This is a genomic window from Hafnia alvei, from assembly GCF_964063325.1.
In the GTDB taxonomy this organism is placed as follows: Bacteria; Pseudomonadota; Gammaproteobacteria; order Enterobacterales; family Enterobacteriaceae; genus Hafnia; species Hafnia alvei_B.
The window spans coordinates 3,816,411-3,833,448 of sequence record NZ_OZ061315.1; the positions used below are offsets into that span (position 1 = coordinate 3,816,411).

At 51.4% G+C, this 17,038-nt stretch carries 18 protein-coding genes; 9 read left to right on the top strand and 9 right to left on the bottom strand.

The window, feature by feature from the left end; all coding sequences use genetic code 11:
- The first annotated feature begins 32 nt into the window (after window positions 1–32).
- From thpR to panD, 9 genes are all read left to right on the top strand, one after another.
- Entirely contained in the window at window positions 33–587 is a 555-nt protein-coding gene (gene thpR, locus AB3Y96_RS17920) for an RNA 2',3'-cyclic phosphodiesterase (RefSeq protein WP_367299863.1), read from the top strand.
- Window positions 588–649: 62 nt separating this feature from the next.
- Window positions 650–1,357 carry a DNA/RNA nuclease SfsA gene (gene sfsA / locus AB3Y96_RS17925; protein WP_072309655.1) on the top strand — a complete coding sequence of 236 codons (708 nt, stop codon included), beginning with the start codon at window positions 650–652 and terminating at the stop codon, window positions 1,355–1,357.
- 192 nt (window positions 1,358–1,549) lie between these two features.
- Window positions 1,550–2,005, top strand: coding sequence for an RNA polymerase-binding protein DksA (gene dksA / locus AB3Y96_RS17930; RefSeq protein WP_046458922.1), 456 nt, complete (start codon window positions 1,550–1,552; stop codon window positions 2,003–2,005).
- Between the two features lie 151 nt (window positions 2,006–2,156).
- Window positions 2,157–3,032: a tRNA glutamyl-Q(34) synthetase GluQRS gene (gluQRS, locus tag AB3Y96_RS17935; RefSeq protein ID WP_367299864.1), complete on the top strand. Its 876-nt coding sequence runs from the start codon at window positions 2,157–2,159 to the stop codon at window positions 3,030–3,032.
- Between the two features lie 151 nt (window positions 3,033–3,183).
- Window positions 3,184–4,578 (top strand): polynucleotide adenylyltransferase PcnB, encoded by a 1,395-nt coding sequence (pcnB, locus tag AB3Y96_RS17940; RefSeq protein ID WP_367300343.1) that lies wholly within the window; start codon window positions 3,184–3,186, stop codon window positions 4,576–4,578.
- Window positions 4,575–5,054: a 2-amino-4-hydroxy-6-hydroxymethyldihydropteridine diphosphokinase gene (folK, locus tag AB3Y96_RS17945; RefSeq protein ID WP_072309652.1), complete on the top strand. Its 480-nt coding sequence runs from the start codon at window positions 4,575–4,577 to the stop codon at window positions 5,052–5,054. The genes pcnB and folK overlap by 4 nt, the downstream gene beginning before the upstream one ends.
- 221 nt (window positions 5,055–5,275) lie before the next feature.
- Complete coding sequence (gene panB / locus AB3Y96_RS17950; RefSeq protein ID WP_367299865.1) at window positions 5,276–6,070, top strand: 3-methyl-2-oxobutanoate hydroxymethyltransferase; 795 nt, start codon at window positions 5,276–5,278, stop codon at window positions 6,068–6,070.
- Between the two features lie 68 nt (window positions 6,071–6,138).
- Window positions 6,139–6,999 carry a pantoate--beta-alanine ligase gene (gene panC / locus AB3Y96_RS17955; RefSeq protein ID WP_072309650.1) on the top strand — a complete coding sequence of 287 codons (861 nt, stop codon included), beginning with the start codon at window positions 6,139–6,141 and terminating at the stop codon, window positions 6,997–6,999.
- A gap of 127 nt (window positions 7,000–7,126) precedes the next feature.
- Entirely contained in the window at window positions 7,127–7,507 is a 381-nt protein-coding gene (gene panD / locus AB3Y96_RS17960; protein ID WP_008814566.1) for an aspartate 1-decarboxylase, read from the top strand.
- Between the two features lie 150 nt (window positions 7,508–7,657).
- Here the strand turns inward: panD and AB3Y96_RS17965 are convergent, their stop codons facing one another.
- From AB3Y96_RS17965 to agaR, 9 genes are all read right to left on the bottom strand, one after another.
- Window positions 7,658–8,977 carry a polysaccharide deacetylase family protein gene (locus AB3Y96_RS17965; protein WP_367299866.1) on the bottom strand — a complete coding sequence of 440 codons (1,320 nt, stop codon included), beginning with the start codon at window positions 8,975–8,977 and terminating at the stop codon, window positions 7,658–7,660.
- Window positions 8,978–9,403: 426 nt separating this feature from the next.
- A complete protein-coding gene (locus tag AB3Y96_RS17970; RefSeq protein ID WP_367299867.1) occupies window positions 9,404–10,258 on the bottom strand; it encodes a tagatose bisphosphate family class II aldolase in 855 nt (284 codons plus the stop codon).
- Window positions 10,259–10,270: 12 nt separating this feature from the next.
- Window positions 10,271–10,714: a PTS galactosamine/N-acetylgalactosamine transporter subunit IIA gene (gene agaF / locus AB3Y96_RS17975; RefSeq protein WP_367299868.1), complete on the bottom strand. Its 444-nt coding sequence runs from the start codon at window positions 10,712–10,714 to the stop codon at window positions 10,271–10,273.
- Window positions 10,715–10,723: 9 nt separating this feature from the next.
- Complete coding sequence (locus AB3Y96_RS17980) at window positions 10,724–11,617, bottom strand: PTS system mannose/fructose/sorbose family transporter subunit IID (protein ID WP_025800282.1); 894 nt, start codon at window positions 11,615–11,617, stop codon at window positions 10,724–10,726.
- Entirely contained in the window at window positions 11,607–12,398 is a 792-nt protein-coding gene (gene agaW, locus AB3Y96_RS17985) for a PTS N-acetylgalactosamine transporter subunit IIC (RefSeq protein ID WP_025800283.1), read from the bottom strand. The genes AB3Y96_RS17980 and agaW overlap by 11 nt, the downstream gene beginning before the upstream one ends.
- A 12-nt stretch (window positions 12,399–12,410) precedes the next feature.
- Window positions 12,411–12,893 carry a PTS N-acetylgalactosamine transporter subunit IIB gene (gene agaV / locus AB3Y96_RS17990; protein WP_072309647.1) on the bottom strand — a complete coding sequence of 161 codons (483 nt, stop codon included), beginning with the start codon at window positions 12,891–12,893 and terminating at the stop codon, window positions 12,411–12,413.
- A gap of 17 nt (window positions 12,894–12,910) precedes the next feature.
- Window positions 12,911–14,089, bottom strand: coding sequence for an SIS domain-containing protein (locus tag AB3Y96_RS17995; protein ID WP_367299869.1), 1,179 nt, complete (start codon window positions 14,087–14,089; stop codon window positions 12,911–12,913).
- The gene (locus AB3Y96_RS18000; protein WP_367299870.1) at window positions 14,086–15,402 is read right to left on the bottom strand and encodes a D-tagatose-bisphosphate aldolase, class II, non-catalytic subunit; all 1,317 of its coding nucleotides are present in this window, start codon (window positions 15,400–15,402) and stop codon (window positions 14,086–14,088) included. The genes AB3Y96_RS17995 and AB3Y96_RS18000 overlap by 4 nt, the downstream gene beginning before the upstream one ends.
- A gap of 43 nt (window positions 15,403–15,445) precedes the next feature.
- Window positions 15,446–16,219, bottom strand: a complete 774-nt coding sequence (gene agaR / locus AB3Y96_RS18005) for a transcriptional repressor AgaR (RefSeq protein WP_367299871.1) — start codon at window positions 16,217–16,219, stop codon at window positions 15,446–15,448.
- Window positions 16,220–17,038: the final 819 nt, after the last annotated feature.

Genomic DNA, 17,038 nt, shown 5'->3' on the forward strand with positions numbered 1-17,038 from the left:
TTCAGCGGTGAAACTAAGAGAAACCAGAAAGCATGTCTGATACCCGCCGCCTATTTTTTGCCTTACCGATACCGCCCAAAACCCAACGCGCGTTGGTTAAATGGCGTGCAGAACAGTTCTCTGCCGAAGCAGGCCGTCCTATCGTCGCCGCCAATCTACACATTACGTTGGCATTTTTAGGTGACATCAGCGAACAAAAATCTCAGGCCCTACAAAATATGGCTGCGCGGATCAAACAGCCTGCTTTTAGCCTCGATCTCGACGACGCGGGCCACTGGCCGGGCGCAGGAGTGGTCTGGTTAGGCACTCGCCGAGCACCGCGTGGGCTGCTGCAATTGGCCGAACTTTTACGATCGCAGGCTGCACGTAGCGGTTGTTATCAAAGCCCACTACCGTTTCATCCTCATGTCACGCTGCTACGCGGGGCGACGAAAGCCGTAGCACTCCCGCCATCAGGGTTTCATTGGCCGATTGATTTTGAATATTTCGCGCTCTACTCGTCGGAGTTCCGCCGTGGCCGAACCCGCTACGAGCAAATTGCCGCTTGGCCGCTCATGACGCCAAAAAAACCGGCAGAAAACGCGTAACACTGAATTTTCAGAATAATCTCGACATATATATAGAAAGAAAAAAAACATAGAGAGAACTTATGATTTTTTCCCCCTCGCTAAAATCAGCGCGCTTGCTTCAACGCTACAAACGTTTTTTAGCCGACGTTCGCCTTAATGACGGCACTGAAATGACAATGCACTGTGCCAATACCGGCGCCATGACAGGTTGTGCAACGCCGGGGGATACGGTTTGGTATTCCACCTCTGACAACCCAAAACGAAAATATGCACATTCTTGGGAGCTCACTCAGACTCAGCAAGATCATTGGATCTGTGTAAATACCATGCGTGCCAATACGTTAGTGCAGGAAGCCATCGAGGCTGGGCGCATCAAAGAATTATCTGGTTACACAAAACTGCGCACCGAGGTTCGCTACGGTGAAGAAAATAGCCGTATCGACTTGTTATTACAGGCAGAAAATCAACCTGACTGCTATATTGAGGTGAAGTCTGTGACCCTGCTAGAACAGGATTGTGGTTACTTTCCTGATGCTGTTACGCTACGCGGGCAAAAGCACCTTCGGGAGCTAGCGCTGCAGGTACAAAACGGACAACGCGCAGTACTGTTTTTTGCCGTACTGCATACCGGTATTACGAAGGTTGCGCCAGCACAACATATTGACCCGCAATACGCGGAATTACTGGCGCAAGCCTGTGCGCTTGGCGTAGAAGTTATATGCTATGGTGCACAGATTAACGCGGAAGGAATGGAGCTAAACATCCCACTGCCGTTTGGGTTGTCCTGAGCCAGCTATTTCGTCTTCTGTTGAAAAAAACGACAAAAAACGCAGAGCAGCTCGCCAAATACGCCGTCCTTCACACCATTGTCAAGCATTATGCAGGAATAATTGCCAACGTTAACGGCATCTGCTATTTATAGCGGCCTGATTTTTCCCCCGTTTGGGGATCGCTAATGCGTGTTATGTAGGAGAAGCAACATGCAAGAAGGGCAAAACCGTAAACCGTCGTCCTTAAGCATTCTCGCCATCGCTGGGGTGGAGCCGTACCAAGAGAAGCCAGGCGAAGAGTACATGAATGAAGCCCAGTTGGCTCATTTCAAACTGATTCTTGAAGCGTGGCGCAACCAGCTCCGTGACGAAGTTGACCGCACTGTGTCCCATATGCAGGACGAGGCGTCGAACTTCCCGGACCCGGTAGACCGTGCGGCACAGGAAGAAGAATTCAGCTTAGAACTGCGCAACCGCGATCGTGAGCGCAAACTGATTAAAAAGATCGAAAAAACTCTGAAGAAAGTCGAAGACGACGATTTCGGCTTCTGTGAGTCTTGCGGTGTTGAGATCGGTATTCGTCGCTTAGAAGCGCGCCCTACGGCCGATCTCTGCATCGACTGTAAAACTCTGGCTGAAATCCGCGAAAAGCAGATGGCTGGTTAATCTGGGATATTAAGATCCTCCAACGCCCGCTACGGGCGTTGATGGTTTCTCTTACCCAGCCTCACCACGGCGTTAATGCAGGAAGCCAACACCGTGGTGAATTCTTCCCGTTCTGCGGCATGACGCCGACGTAACGAAATTCATCAAACCCATGCCATCACATCATTATATTGGCCGCTTTGCCCCCTCTCCATCCGGTGATTTACACTTTGGTTCGCTTATCGCCGCTCTCGGTAGTTATTTACAAGCTCGCTCACAGCAAGGCCGTTGGCTCGTCCGCATCGAAGATATCGATCCGCCGCGCGAAGTTCCCGGCGCCGCAAGCCGTATTTTGCGCACGCTTGAGCACTATCAACTGCACTGGGATGGCAGCGTGCTGTATCAATCGCACCGTCATGATGCCTACCGTGCCGCACTCGACTCCCTGCGCCACGAGCACAAAGCCTATTTCTGCACCTGCACCCGCAGTCGTATTCATTCCCTCGGTGGATTTTACGATGGTCACTGCCGCGCTCTGCATTTGGGGCCTGAGCACGCCGCGCTGCGCTTGCAGCAAACCGATCCGGTGTATGGATTTGAAGACGTGCTCCATGGCTGGCTGGCCGCCGATAGCGCCATGGCGGAAGAGGATTTTATTATTCACCGACGCGATGGCCTGTTTGCCTATAATCTGGCCGTCGTGGTGGACGATCATTTTCAAGGCGTTACTGAGATCGTCCGTGGTGCCGATCTTATTGAACCGACGGTGCGTCAGATGACGCTGTACCAGCAGTTAGGTTGGCTGGCACCACGTTATCTGCATCTACCTTTGGCGCTAAATCACGATGGGAATAAGCTGTCGAAACAGAATCACGCCGAGCCGATTCCGATGAGCGATCCTCGCCCCGTGATCGTTTCTGCACTTGGCTTTTTGGGGCAGTCGGCACCAAAGAGTTGGGAAGATTTAAGTACCGAAGCGCTGCTAGAATATGCAGTAGCCCACTGGGACGTGCAGCAAATACCCAAAAACTCACGATTAATGCCGTGAATTTATCAGCGGCATTCTCAAAATGCCCTGCTTAGGCTATGATGACCCGCTATTTTTTCTGCATATACTCATCAGACCTTAAGTTGCTGGCATTAGCTAGGGCTTGAATGATTCAGAGCATACGACTAACAAGACACTATCGAGGTGCACCATTTTTACCCGAGTCGCCAACTTTTGCCGTAAGGTTTTAAGCCGAGAGGCGGAGAGCGCACAAGCGGAGGAGTCACGTTCAATGACGGTGATCCCGCGCGATCAACATAACATTTCGCGCCAACAAATCAGTGAGAACGCCCTCAAGGTTCTCTATCGCCTGAACAAATCAGGATACGAAGCGTATCTGGTTGGTGGCGGCGTGCGCGATCTGCTGCTCGGTAAACAGCCTAAAGATTTTGACATCACCACCAGCGCGACGCCGGAACAAGTACGCAAACTGTTCCGTAATTGTCGTCTCGTTGGCCGCCGCTTCCGCCTGGCCCATGTGATGTTCGGCCCTGAAATTATCGAAGTTGCCACCTTCCGTGGCCACCATGAACACGCCGGTGATGGCAAAAATATCTCCCAGCAGGCCCAGAACGGCATGCTGCTGCGCGACAACGTCTATGGCAACATCGAAGAAGATGCCCAGCGTCGCGATTTCACCATCAACAGCCTGTATTACAGTATTTCAGATTTCACGGTGCGTGATTACACCGGTGGCCTGCGTGATTTGCAGGAAGGCCGTATTCGCCTGATTGGCGATCCTGAAACTCGCTACCGTGAAGATCCTGTACGCATGCTGCGTGCGGTACGTTTTGCTGCCAAACTGGACATGAACATCTGTCCACAAACCGGCGAACCGATCCCACGTTTAGCGTCGCTGCTACATGAGATCCCATCGGCACGTCTGTTTGAAGAGTCGTTGAAACTGCTGCAATCCGGCTATGGCTTCGCCACTTACACGCTGCTGTGTGAATACCAGTTGTTCCAACCGCTATTCCCCGTCATTGCGCGCCATTTCACGCCAAACGGCGATAGCCCGATGGAACGCATCATTAATCAGGTGCTGAAAAACACCGATCATCGTTTGCAAAACGATATGCGCGTGAATCCGGCATTCCTCTTTGCGGCTATGCTGTGGTATCCACTGATTGAGCTGGCGCAGAAAATCAATGACGAGAGCGGTCTGACCTACTACGACGCTTTTGCATTAGCGATGAACGATATATTGGATGAACAATGCCGCACGCTGGCTATTCCAAAACGTATTACCGCATTAGTGCGTGATATTTGGTCATTGCAACTGCGTTTATCTCGCCGTCAGGGCAAACGTGCTCACAAACTGATGGAACAACCGAAGTTCCGTGCAGCCTTTGATCTGCTGGCGCTGCGTGCGCAGGCGGAGAATAACCATGAGCTACAGCGTTTGACGCAGTGGTGGGACGAGTTCCAGAAAGCGCCTCTAACACGTCAGAAGAGCATGGCGAATGAGTTGGGAGATGATGGTGTTCGTCGCCGTCCGCGTCGCCCACGTCGTCGTGCACCGCGTCGTGAAGGCAGCAGCGAATGACACGCGTCTATATAGCCTTAGGCAGCAACTTGGCTAATCCACTGCATCAGGTTCAGTCAGCGCTTAACGCGCTGGCCGAACTGCCGCAGACGAAGCTGATTGCAACCTCATCGCTATATCGCACACCACCGCTCGGGCCTCAGGATCAGCCTGATTACCTGAATGCGGTGGTGGCATTAGACACGGACTTACCGGCTGAAAATCTGCTAGACCATACGCAAAAAATCGAGCTGGAGCACGGCCGCGTTCGTAAAGATGAACGCTGGGGGCCGCGTACCTTAGATCTCGATATCTTGCTGTTCGGCGATGAAATAATAAATACCGACCGCTTAACCGTACCGCATTACGACATGAAAAATCGGCAATTCATGTTATATCCACTGGCTGAGATTGCCCCCGAATTGCATTTTCCCACCGGCGAAAGCCTGCAATCTGTCATCGCACAACTCGGCGCTGAACCACTCACGCGGTGGTAGTGGCCATAGTTATATCAATGAAATAGCTATAAATAATTACTACCAGACATATATCCTTTCCTAGCTAATTTACCTAATTCCCTTTCTATTTCCATAAGTTACTGATATTTTCGCCCTAATACCTTTCCCGTGCGGTATGCCGATAAAGCGCTATCCCTAGGGCATAACATCTCTTAGAATGCGCTTTTGTTTCACTCTGAATGAAGCCGTCAGGGGACACCATGAAGCCGACCAGCATCACCCATCTGTTACAGTTAAAACAACAAAAAATAAAATTCGCCACCATCACCGCTTACGATGCCAGCTTTGCTAAGCTGTTTGAAGATCAGGGCATCCGCGTCATGTTAGTCGGGGATTCTCTCGGAATGACGCTGCAAGGGCATAATTCTACGCTGCCTGTCACCATTGAAGATATCGCCTACCATACGCGCGCCGTGCGTCATGGCGCACCACACTGCCTTTTGCTCGCCGATTTGCCTTTCATGACCTATGCCACAGCGGAACAAGCCTGCATGAATTCAGCCACGCTGATGCGAGCCGGTGCCAATATGGTCAAACTGGAAGGCGGTAGCTGGCTAGCTGAAACGGTGAAAATGCTGACCGAGCGCGCAGTGCCGGTTTGTGCGCACCTTGGCTTAACGCCGCAATCTGTAAATATTTTTGGCGGCTATAAAGTTCAGGGCCGTGATAAAGACGGTGCCGATAAGCTGCTCGAAGATGCGCTGGCATTGGAATCAGCCGGTGCTCAACTGCTAGTTTTAGAGTGTGTGCCTGCGGCACTGGCAAAAACCATCACCGAAGCGCTACGCATTCCGGTTATCGGTATTGGTGCAGGTAAAGACACCGACGGCCAGATTTTAGTCATGCACGACGCCTTGGGGATCACCGGTGGACATACACCTAAATTTGCCAAGAATTTCTTAGCAGGCCAAAGCGATATTCGTGCTGCCATTCGTCTATACATTGAAGAGGTTGAACAGGGTCTGTATCCGGCAGCGGAACATACTTTCAACTAATCTGTAAGCCTGCATCTAGCCTCTCGTTAAAGGGAGGTTAGCGTGGCTCATAAGTTTGGAGAACCACTGTGTTAATCATTGAAACAATCCCTTTGCTACGCCGTGAAATTCGCCGTTGGCGCCACGAAGGCAAGCGTGTTGCACTAGTACCCACCATGGGAAATCTGCACGAAGGTCATCTCACGCTGGTTGAAGAAGCAAAAGCACGAGCTGATATCGTTGTCGTCAGCGTATTTGTGAATCCGATGCAGTTTGATCGCCCTGACGACCTCGCTCGCTATCCGCGTACATTGCAGGAAGATTGTGAAAAATTAACGCGCCTAGGCGTGGATTTGGTCTTCGCTCCGTCTGAAAAAGAAATCTATCCTAAAGGCTTAGAACAGCAGACTTACGTCGATGTACCGTCACTCTCAACCATGCTGGAAGGCGCAAGCCGTCCGGGACATTTTCGCGGTGTCTCTACCATCGTGAGCAAACTGTTCAATCTCATCCAGCCAGATATTGCCTGTTTCGGTGAGAAAGATTTCCAGCAGTTGGCGCTGATCCGCAAAATGGTTGCCGACCTCAGTTTTGATATTGATATCGTGGGCGTGCCTATCGTTCGCGGTCAGGATGGGCTGGCGCTGAGCTCACGTAATGGCTACCTCACGCCTGACGAACGTCGCCTAGCCCCTCGCCTGTATAACATCATGAGTCATTTAGCGACTCAGTTGGAAAACGGCGAACGCAACATCGACGAGCTGTTAGAACAAACTGCAGGACGCTTGCGGGAAGCCGGTTTGCAACCTGACGAACTGTTCGTTCGCGACGCTGACACTCTGCTAGACGTAAATGTGGATACACAAACCGCGGTGATTTTAGTTTCTGCATGGTTAGGTAAAGCGCGTCTGATTGATAACATGCGCGTGCCGTTCAACGCCGAAAGCTAATTGTTTTGCATACAGTGGTAAACTTTTTTATTAAAATATAGTAGACCACTTAATCGGTAATAAAGAGAATTGCCGTCTCTGGTTTCAGGGATGGCCGCCATCAATAGATGTTAATGAAGGTATTGTTATGGTACGCACTATGTTGCAAGGCAAACTGCACCGCGTCAAAGTGACTCAGGCAGATTTGCACTACGAAGGTTCCTGCGCTATCGATCAGGATTTTTTAGACGCAGCGGGGATCCTGCAATATGAAGCCATCGATATCTACAACGTAGATAACGGTCAGCGCTTCTCGACCTACGCGATTGCCGCTGAACGCGGTTCAAAAATTATTTCCGTCAACGGCGCTGCGGCTCGCTGTGCATGCGTTGGCGATACCATGATCATCTGTTCTTACGTACAGATGTCTGATGAACAGGCTCGCTCACACAACCCTAAAGTTGCCTATTTTGAAGGTGATAATGTGATGAAGCGCTTGGCAAAAGCCGTTCCCGTGCAGGTGGCGTAATTCTTTATTTCCCCCGGCTCTCATTGACCCCATCCTAACCCTCCCCTTCGCAGGGGAGGGAACCGTTCGGTGATGTTTATATGAATCTCGAGCGGCGACTCCCTCTGCCAAGGGGGAGGTTGGGAGGGGGTTTTTCACAACAGCAAAATATTATTTCACCGCCGCCGCAGGCACCTTAACCACTCCAGCATCCGGCTTTTCTGGCACCGGCTGTGGCTTGTTAGCAATCAATGACGCCATGCTTTGCACCGAATCCGTACGCAGCACATATAAACGCTTCAGCGCCAACGGGTTATCCCCCATTCGCACCCTTCCTTTGACCGTCGTCACCGCCAGATGAAATCCTGCATCACGCGCCGCATCCATCGCCTTTTGGTTATAGCCACCGAAGGGATACGACAAGTATTGAACATGCGGATTAAACTGCGAAAGCGCCCTTCTCGAATGTTGGAAATCAAACAAAATATTATGATAAGAACGGCTGAATAAAATTGGCTGTTTGTTCGCACTCACGCGATGCAAAAAGTGTGTATGCGACTGAATATCAAATACATCCTGCATTTCACGCAGTTCTGAAATGCTGGTGAACTGTAACCCGTTAGGGTTCCAAGCCTGCGGATGGCGTTTGATGCGCGAAGAGATAATAAACGCCGTAGCGCGTTGCCCATTCTGTTTGAGCACCGGATACGCATAGCGATAGACCGATTTGAGTCCATCATCAAACGTCAGCACCACCGCCTTGGCAGGTAAATTCATGGTGCCGTTTAAGTAGCCTTCCAACTGATACATAGAGAGCGTGGTATAACCCGCCTGTTTCAAATAGGCCATTTGGTTGCTAAATGCCACGTCGGAGGTCGTGGTCGACGTATGACGAAAACGCTTATTCTCTTCATTTTTCAAGATATGATGATACGTCAGCACCGCAATGCCGTTATCCAACTCCGCGTCCAGCTCACTCACATAGCCAAGGCGATCGCCTAAGTTGATTTCATACCATGTCTGATTAAGACGATCCTTTTGTTTGTTCAGGATCGGGTAACGCAGGTTTTCCTCCAGCGTAGCGACTGGCGTACTTTGATTATCAGCTTGGCTATACACGGTCACCGGGCGGCTAGTAACAAGATTTTGAAAACTTTTCTTGCGCAGATCGCCCAAATTATCACGCGGCGCTTCAGGATTCTTGCGCTCGCTCAGGTCTTCTCGCGCAATAAAGCCAGTGCCGTTGCCAAAGCGAAATTCGTAATACTCCGCGTCGGCTTGAAAGACGTTCAGCACCTGTCCCTGCTTAATTTGCCCCACGGGGATCACATGCTCTCCCACCAGCGAGTAGATTTCACTATCACGCTCAGCTTGCATGTATTGATATTGCTGCCAGCTCTCAGGCAATAGGTCTGCAAAAGCCGTTTGCGGAATAAAAATAATGTAAAGAGAAAACAGCAATCCGGCTGTTATTGATTGAAATAGCTTCATTTTTTATATTTAGAAAAGTCAGGTGCCATCAGGCAAAGAAATCATTCAGGAACAACAGAATAGCATGGGTGATGGGTTTGATGCATGGTTAAAAAATAGCACCGGTAATCGAGAGCTATGGATATAACCTATGATGAATTAAGGCAATATTCCGCCCGCCTCTCCACATTGGTTTTTTCATATAACTCTGGTGCAGGCGTACGGGTAGGGTTCGTCAGGACGCGAACCCTACACCCGCGTCCTTTTTACTGAGTCGCTTGGCCGAACGGTCTCAGAGCGCACATCCTGTGCGCCATCGACCTGCCGCCAGCATCCATGCTGGTGGCTCTATAACGAAGACGATCAGAAAAAGAAATCCCAAAGCCTCGGCTGTTTTTTAGCTTAAGTCTTGGGGAAAAAGAGCAAACAAGACCTTAACGTTTTTGATCAAAGCTTCCCCTCGCTGCCACAAATTCGAATCTTTTCCTCGACCACTTCGCGCATGGCCTGTTTACCCGGCGTGATATATTTGCGCGGATCGTTCGCATCAGGGTGCTCGGTGAAGTAGCTTTTTACCGCATCCGCAAACGCGATTTTCAGATCGGTAGCCACGTTCACTTTGCAGATCCCAAGCCCTATCGCTTCACGCACCATATGCTCTGGAATACCCGACGCGCCGTGCAGCACCAGCGGTATATCAACGGCCTTGCGCACTTCGGCCAAGCGGGCAAAATCCAAATGCGGTTCACCGTGGTATAAACCGTGCGCCGAGCCAATTGCCACGGCAAGGGAATCAATGCCAGTGCGCTGAACAAACTCACGTGCGGCGGCAGGATCGGTAAAGAAGCTGTCTGCGCTGTCAACGTTCAGGTCATCTTCTTGCCCGCCTAACCGCCCCAGTTCAGCCTCCACGCTCACGTCATAACGCTGACATAGGCGCACCACTTCTGCCACCGTGCGAATATTCTCTTCAAACGCAAAGTGCGAACCATCAATCATGACCGACCGCACGCCGGCGGTCACTTTGGCGCGAATATCATCCAGTTGCTCGTGGTGATCCAAATGCAGCGCCAACGGCAAATCATGCAGGTGCGCAGCTTCTTGGCAAATAGACACCAGATAATCGGTGCCTGCGTAGGTAAATGTGCCAGGGGTACCGGCCAAAATCACCGGCGATCTCAGCGCGGCGGCGGTTTCCACCACCACTTGAACCGTTTCTAAATTATGAACGTTGAATGCGGGTACCGCGTAACCTTCGCGCTGAGCCTTTTTGAGCATTTCCCGGTTTGAAATCAGGTACATAAAATGGGCTCCTTAAATACCGTCTAAGCTGACAGAATCATTTTGTGGTTGATTGCACTTTTGTTCTTCGTGCCACAGGCTGGTCACACCGCGTCGCCCGCACTCCAGCGCCATATCGCGAAACGACTGCGGGTTCATCCCTTCTCGCTCTAGCATCATCTCTGCCGCAAGCTGCATATTGGTGCCGGTAATCACTTGATAATCTGCATGTTGTTTAGCAATTATCGCGGCCTGCCGAAACGGCGAGCCACCCAATAAATCACTCAGGATCACCACGCCTTCTCCGCTGTCACAGGCCGCACAGGCTTGCTCTAACATCACCATCAGTTCAGCGGTGCTCACGCCTTCAGGAAAATCCACCGCACAGCACTGAGACTGCTCACCAACCACCTGTTCCACGCCCTGCAACAGGCCGCTGGCAAAGCGGCCATGCCCGGTAATCACTAGACCTAACATCGCGCCTCCTTAAAGGAATCCAATAAACTTGCCTACCACGCCAAACAGCACCGTTAAACCGATCAGTTTCACCGGTGAAAAACCACGTTTCATTAGCCAGAACACCAGCAGCGTGAAGCACAGCGGCAGAAGATTGGGCATCAGCTTATCTAGCACGTCTTTCTGCAGCGCGACGCTGGCTTTACCGGCATGCATAACCAACGGCGTGGAGAGATGAACGTACGACGCCACCAGCGCCCCGATCACCGTCATCCCAACAATCGATGCCGCATGAGATATTTTTTTGGTGTGGGTTTTTAGCAGCGCCAACGCGCTGGTGCCCGCATGGTAGCCGTAGTGAGCCAGCCCGAAACGCAGGCCAAAATGCACAACGTTGAACATCAGTAGGAAGACAATCGGCCCAAACAGGCTGCCCTGAAGCGCTAACGAAGCACCGATACCGGCGCAGATCGGCAGCAACGTAAGCCAAAACAGCGCGTCGCCAATGCCGCCCAACGGCCCCATCAGCGCCACTTTGACTGCACGGATGGTAGACACCTTTTCTTTGCTGCCTTCCATTGCCAGCACCAGGCCGGACAGGAATGTCACATCGAACGGATGCACATTGATAAACTCCATGTGCATCTTCATTGAGTTCGCCAGATCCTGAGGATTCTTATGGATCTTGCGCAGACCAGGGATGAGGGTATACAGCCAGCCGCCCGCCTGCATACGCTCATAGTTGAACGACGCTTGTAAAAGCAGAGAACGCCACGCCATGCGGTTCAAGTCTTGCTTAGTCAAGGCTTCCGCTGGCGTGCTGTCGATATAGTCGTCCTGCTCAACCTGACTGGTTGCCAAGGCCTGTGCCATACGCTGCTCGGCTTTGGCCGCCATTACAGCTTCGTTGTCATTAAATCCCATCTTCCATCTCCTGAGCATGAGTCGAAGAAGAAGGCGCGTTAGTATCGCCATCCTGTTCGTTGCGGGAACGGTTAAAGAAGTCGATCAACGCGATGGCGAATGCGCCCAAAGCAACGGCGATAATCGGCATATTGAGAAAGGTCACGGAAATAAAACCGAGGATGAAATAAGCCACATAGGTCTTTTTCATCATGATTTTCATCAGCAGTGAGAAACCGATGGCAGGCATCATTCCGCCGGCAACGGCCAGACCATCCAGCAGCCACGTTGGCGCTTTCTGCACCATCGCACTGGCGGCGTCGGCACCGAAGTAAACCGGCAAGAAGGCCACGATGAAGTAGAAGCAGAACAGGATCGCAATGCCGAGATAGTTCACGCGCTCAATGCCGCGCCAGTTGAGCTCCTGCACCATTTTGTCGCACTTGTGCATCATCGGCGAAAACGCCGTGAACAGCAGCGTGATACACCCCTGCACCGCGATAGCAAAAGGCACCGCAATGCCTATCGCCACTTTGGGGTCGGCATGGGTCAGAATGGCAAACGCGGTACCAATGACTCCGCCAATCACCACGTTTGGCGGCTGAGCCCCCGCCAGCGGCACCATTCCCATCCAAACCAGCTCTAATGAACCACCGACCAGCAGACCGGTTTGCACATCGCCTAAAATCAGCCCAACCAGCGGGCCAATCACCACCGGACGATGGAAATGAGTCAGACCATCGAACAGGTCTACCCCCGCCAGTCCGGCTAATAAGCCAATCAATAACGCATCTGTAAACATGGTTTACTCCCGTTATGCTAAGAGTTTGGCAATGGATTCACCGGACTCATCCGGCACCCGCCGAACTTCACAGGTGATACCTAGTTTCTCCAATTCGCGAAACGCCGCCGTATCGCTGTCATTCACGGATACGGTTTTGTGTATCTGCCGCTTTCCCTCGGCAAAGTGCATATTGCCAACGTTGACGAAGTTGATTGGCACTCCGCCTTTCACCAACGTGAGAACGTCCTGTGGGGTTTTGCATACGATGAAAATTTTCTGCCGATCGGCCGCTTTATGAATCACGTCGATAGTTTTTTCCAGCGTGAAATAGCGGGTTTGAACACCTTCCGCCACCACCATATCCATCAGGTTTTGCTGTACCGGATCGGCCGCTGCGGCGTCATTGGCAACCAATACCAAATTAGCCCCTAGCGTATTTGTCCACGTCACACCTACCTGCCCGTGAACTAATCGGTTATCTATGCGGGTCATTAAAATATTCGGGGTCGACATGCTCCACTCCTGACTTGTTATTTTGCTAAATGAGTGTTGATGGAACGAACTGCGGTAAACGGATAGATTTCCACCCCTTTCACCACGCGGTTGACTTCCCCTGTCGGGCACGGGTTATCTGGCGTCATGCCCAGTGCCAAAGACGTTTCAAACGCCAACATCTGTAAATACATCAGATAAGGAAATAGCAGCCAGATATCATCCAGATCGCTATCGAGTACGGTATGAAAATCTCCCGGCGTAGCGCTGAGCGCCACGATCTGTTTAGCCAGATCGTCATGGCGCAGTTCACGCAGTAAATCAGCATCGTAGCGGTGGCAATAAGCCTCGGAAGACATCATCAGCAGCACCAGCGTATCGCCGTCCACCATGAATTTCGGTCCATGGCGCACGCCCATTGACGAGTCATAGCGCGTGGCAATCCGCCCAGCGGTGAGTTCGAGCATCTTCAGCGCGGCTTCCTCGGCGATACCGGTAAAACAGCGTCCGCCTAAGACCATCGCGCGCTTAAACCCGCTGTTCGCCAGCGCTTTGACCTGCTGTTGCCAATGGTGTTGTTCACGACTGCACAGCGCGGTCATCTGTTGTAGTGCCGGTGCGCTCTGCGCCAGCGTTAACGGCCCTAGCAGCAGAACGGTAGCCAGCGTCATGCAGCTAAAGCTGGAGGTCATGGCAAAACTTTGATCGTGCGAACCCTGCGGCATAATCAGCGAGCAGACGTTACGTCGCCCTTCTGCGTAGCGCGCCAGCTCACCATCGGGATTACAGGTCAGCATTAAATGGTGGCAATGCGGCAATATCTGATCGGCTAAGCGCACGGCCGCGACGCTTTCAGGGCTATTCCCCGAACGTCCATAGGACACCAGCAGCGTAGGCCGTTCAGGATCGAGATATTGCAGCGGCGAAGGCACAATATCGGTCGTGCCATAGGCCACCACGTCTAAACCACATTGCTCACGCAGCCAAGGGGCCAGTGCTCGCCCAACAAACGCAGAGGAGCCTGCGCCGCACAACACGATTTGTAGCGTTGGATCGGCTAATAGCGGCTGCAAGAACGGTTTCCAATGTCCCTGACTGTCGCTCAACTCCTGATGTAGCTGTCGCCACAGGCGTGGCTGTTGATCGATTTCACGCGCGGTATGCAGCGCATGGTGCTCATGTAGCCATGCTTCAGAATAGGAAAACAGCTCACTCATGCTAAGGCTCCTTGCGCCTGAGATTGGATAGTTTCAGCCTTGGGCTCACAGGCTTCGGCGTAGCTCAAAAGCACCCGCTGTATTTTGTCTAGCACCCATTGCTGTGGATCTTTACCCAGCGTTCCAGCGTTCAACGCCTGTGCCTGCTCAGGGAGATACTGGCTGAGCAGCGCCATCGGCACCGGATGGCTACGCAGATTACTCATCAGTAAATCAACGGCCTGCTGTACCTGAGGATGAGGCCAGTAATAGCGAACGCGGTCGCTGAGGCTGTATTGGCGATCGATAAATTGTTGGTGTGGCGAACCGTGGTAATAGCGATTCCACTGCTGTGGCTGTTCGCGCATCACCTGTTCCAGCGTGTCGCGTAGATGTGCCGCTTTAAGCTCACCGTTCCATTCACGATCGATACGATCGAGAGCAAATAAGGCTTCACGTAGCGCAAAAGTTAAGGCGGGTCCCACTTTTAAGATCGCAAAGTAATCGCGTACCAGCTCGCGATAGGCGTGCGGCGTTTGATAGTCGGTGGAATGAGCTTCATAAACCATATGCGGCTGGCTTTCGATAAACTGGCTCAGCACCTGCGCTTTATTCGGCTGGTAATGCACCACGCTGTGGTGGTCAAACTCAACGCCCGGCTGTACCACCAGCGCAATCACTCTTTCCCATACGCTGTCCAGCCCGGCCTTACGCCATGCTCTTTGATGGATATCTAACGTGGTCGCCGCGGCCTGCGGCGTGGTGACCTGCATGCCTTCCATGTCTTCTTGAGCCCCGCCGGGAACCGGAACTTCGGTACCAATCACATACACCGGACGTTCACCGCCCGCCTGCTGCCACGCGCTCTCTGCCACCGCACACAAACGGGCCGCCCGCGCGGCAACTTCCGTATCTCCCAGAGGAACAGGATCGCCGAGGCATGACATGGAACAATCAAGATGGATCTTGCGAAAACCGGCGCTTACGTAATCATGGATCAGCGTTTCAGCGAGCTGCATGGCTTCATCAGCGCTGCGATCCTGCCAAGCGTTGGGCCCAAGATGATCGCCTCCTAACCACACCCGATCGCGTGGCAATCCAATGCGATCGGCCTGTGACCAAACCGCATCACGGAACTGCGCGGGAGTCATCCCGGTATAGCCGCCAAACTGATTGACCTGATTTGAGGTCGCTTCAATCAATACCGCGCTGTGGCGGGCTTTAGCCAGCAGTAAGGCACTTTCGAGTACCCACGAATGCGCGGAACAGACCGAATAGATCCCCACCGCCTCGCCCGATTTGTGGCGACGGATAAGCTGTAACAAAGGCTGCATGATGTCTCCATGCAGGCATTATTTAATCGATCAAGGATATCGATCAGTCGTCGGCAATAATCACTTCTACGCCGAGTTCCGTTAATGCCCGCTTGTAGTTGTCGGGGATCCGGCTATCAGTGATCAGCCGGTGGATCTGACCGGCCTCACGGATCATGCAGAAGCTTTTGCGACCAAATTTACTGGAGTCCACCACCGCGATAATTTCGTGCGCCACCTCGCACATCACGCGATTGAGGTGAGCTTCGCCGGTATGTGGCGTGGTTATCCCTGCTTCCAGGTCAAACCCATCGACGCCAAGAAATAAGGTATCAAAGCGATATTGACGCAATTGCTGTTCTGCAGCCGGACCATAGAGCGAATAGGAGTTCTGACGAACGCTTCCGCCCAGCACCATCACTTCAATCCGTTCAAACCCCGCCAGTTCATAGGCGATGTTCAACGCGTTGGTCATGACCACCAGATCGCGCCGCCCTTTAAGGTGTGGCGTAATCTGCGTCGTGGTTGATCCAGAATCTAAAATCAGCGTGTCGCCGTCTTTCACGTACTCTGCCGCTTTGGCTGCGATACGCGATTTAACGTCGCGGTTCATACGCCCTTTATCTTGCAAAGGTCGATCAAACGCGAATTGCTGATTAAGCATGGCGCCGCCATAAGAGCGCAGCGCACAGCCTTTTTGTTCCAGATAACGCAGGTCATTACGGATGGTGACGCTCGATACCCCAAACCGCGCGCTGAGAGGTTCAACGCGTACGCTGCCCTCGTGACACAACAGGTCAATAATCTGTTCGCGGCGTTTTACGGTATCTAACGTCATATCCATGACTCCTTGGAGTGTGATGTTTGAGTAAAGAAGCTTTCGCTCTCTTTCGAATGCATTACAGCAAAGGCTGTGAAGTGAAATTGTGATCGCGGTTACAGCCTACTTTTTGGGCAAAATAGGCCAAAAAACCTTTCGATGTAAAATACAATGAAAGCCAGGCAACGAAACAACGAAGAGGAAATTTTGTGAGTTGAAGGGCTATCTAGCGCTTCTGACAGAGAAAAACAGACGTTGAAAAACGAAAGCAGGTTCTTTTGCCGCGAAGGATTAAGATTTTATTTAGTGAAGTGATGAAGGTCACATATTTTGAATTTGACCGATATTTTGAAGCGCACCGCCGACGTTTTTCGGAAACATTGTGTAGCTGAGCGAGCTGAGACATGAAAGGCAGAATCGGCTATTCGTCCATATTGGGAATAGCCATATATAAAAAGCCGGTGCGAGTATTATATAAAATTCCTTATCGGTTCCGCCCACCAAATATAACCTAATTAAATAATTTTTAATTTACAATAAAACCCATGAATGAAATAAAATTAAAAATAATAATCAAAGAACCTTATAAATAGATATTTAACTAGTTTACCCAACCACAGAAATATAATCTTTTAATTCATAGATTAAACACTCTATTTTTCTATCGGAGGCATCATTATCGTTCATCAATGACGAGCGCGTTCACAACAATTAGTGATCTCTGTTTACTAAAACTTGAGTACCTACGCAAAACCCCACCTATTTTAATCCTCTACTCTCCTTACGTTGGCATTACCCGTTACCTTTAAAAAATACCTTTCATACCCGATAACCCAC

Bases quoted from the DNA above. Each gene is read 5' to 3' on its own strand.
- thpR (WP_367299863.1), top strand. From the start codon at position 33: ATGTCTGATACCCGCCGCCTATTTTTTGCCTTACCGATACCGCCCAAA.
- sfsA (WP_072309655.1), top strand. From the start codon at position 650: ATGATTTTTTCCCCCTCGCTAAAATCAGCGCGCTTGCTTCAACGCTAC.
- dksA (WP_046458922.1), top strand. From the start codon at position 1,550: ATGCAAGAAGGGCAAAACCGTAAACCGTCGTCCTTAAGCATTCTCGCC.
- gluQRS (WP_367299864.1), top strand. From the start codon at position 2,157: ATGCCATCACATCATTATATTGGCCGCTTTGCCCCCTCTCCATCCGGT.
- folK (WP_072309652.1), top strand. From the start codon at position 4,575: ATGACACGCGTCTATATAGCCTTAGGCAGCAACTTGGCTAATCCACTG.
- panB (WP_367299865.1), top strand. From the start codon at position 5,276: ATGAAGCCGACCAGCATCACCCATCTGTTACAGTTAAAACAACAAAAA.
- panD (WP_008814566.1), top strand. From the start codon at position 7,127: ATGGTACGCACTATGTTGCAAGGCAAACTGCACCGCGTCAAAGTGACT.
- AB3Y96_RS17965 (WP_367299866.1), bottom strand. From the start codon at position 8,977: ATGAAGCTATTTCAATCAATAACAGCCGGATTGCTGTTTTCTCTTTAC.
- AB3Y96_RS17970 (WP_367299867.1), bottom strand. From the start codon at position 10,258: ATGTACCTGATTTCAAACCGGGAAATGCTCAAAAAGGCTCAGCGCGAA.
- agaF (WP_367299868.1), bottom strand. From the start codon at position 10,714: ATGTTAGGTCTAGTGATTACCGGGCATGGCCGCTTTGCCAGCGGCCTG.
- AB3Y96_RS17980 (WP_025800282.1), bottom strand. From the start codon at position 11,617: ATGGGATTTAATGACAACGAAGCTGTAATGGCGGCCAAAGCCGAGCAG.
- agaW (WP_025800283.1), bottom strand. From the start codon at position 12,398: ATGTTTACAGATGCGTTATTGATTGGCTTATTAGCCGGACTGGCGGGG.
- agaV (WP_072309647.1), bottom strand. From the start codon at position 12,893: ATGTCGACCCCGAATATTTTAATGACCCGCATAGATAACCGATTAGTT.
- AB3Y96_RS17995 (WP_367299869.1), bottom strand. From the start codon at position 14,089: ATGAGTGAGCTGTTTTCCTATTCTGAAGCATGGCTACATGAGCACCAT.
- AB3Y96_RS18000 (WP_367299870.1), bottom strand. From the start codon at position 15,402: ATGCAGCCTTTGTTACAGCTTATCCGTCGCCACAAATCGGGCGAGGCG.
- agaR (WP_367299871.1), bottom strand. From the start codon at position 16,219: ATGACGTTAGATACCGTAAAACGCCGCGAACAGATTATTGACCTGTTG.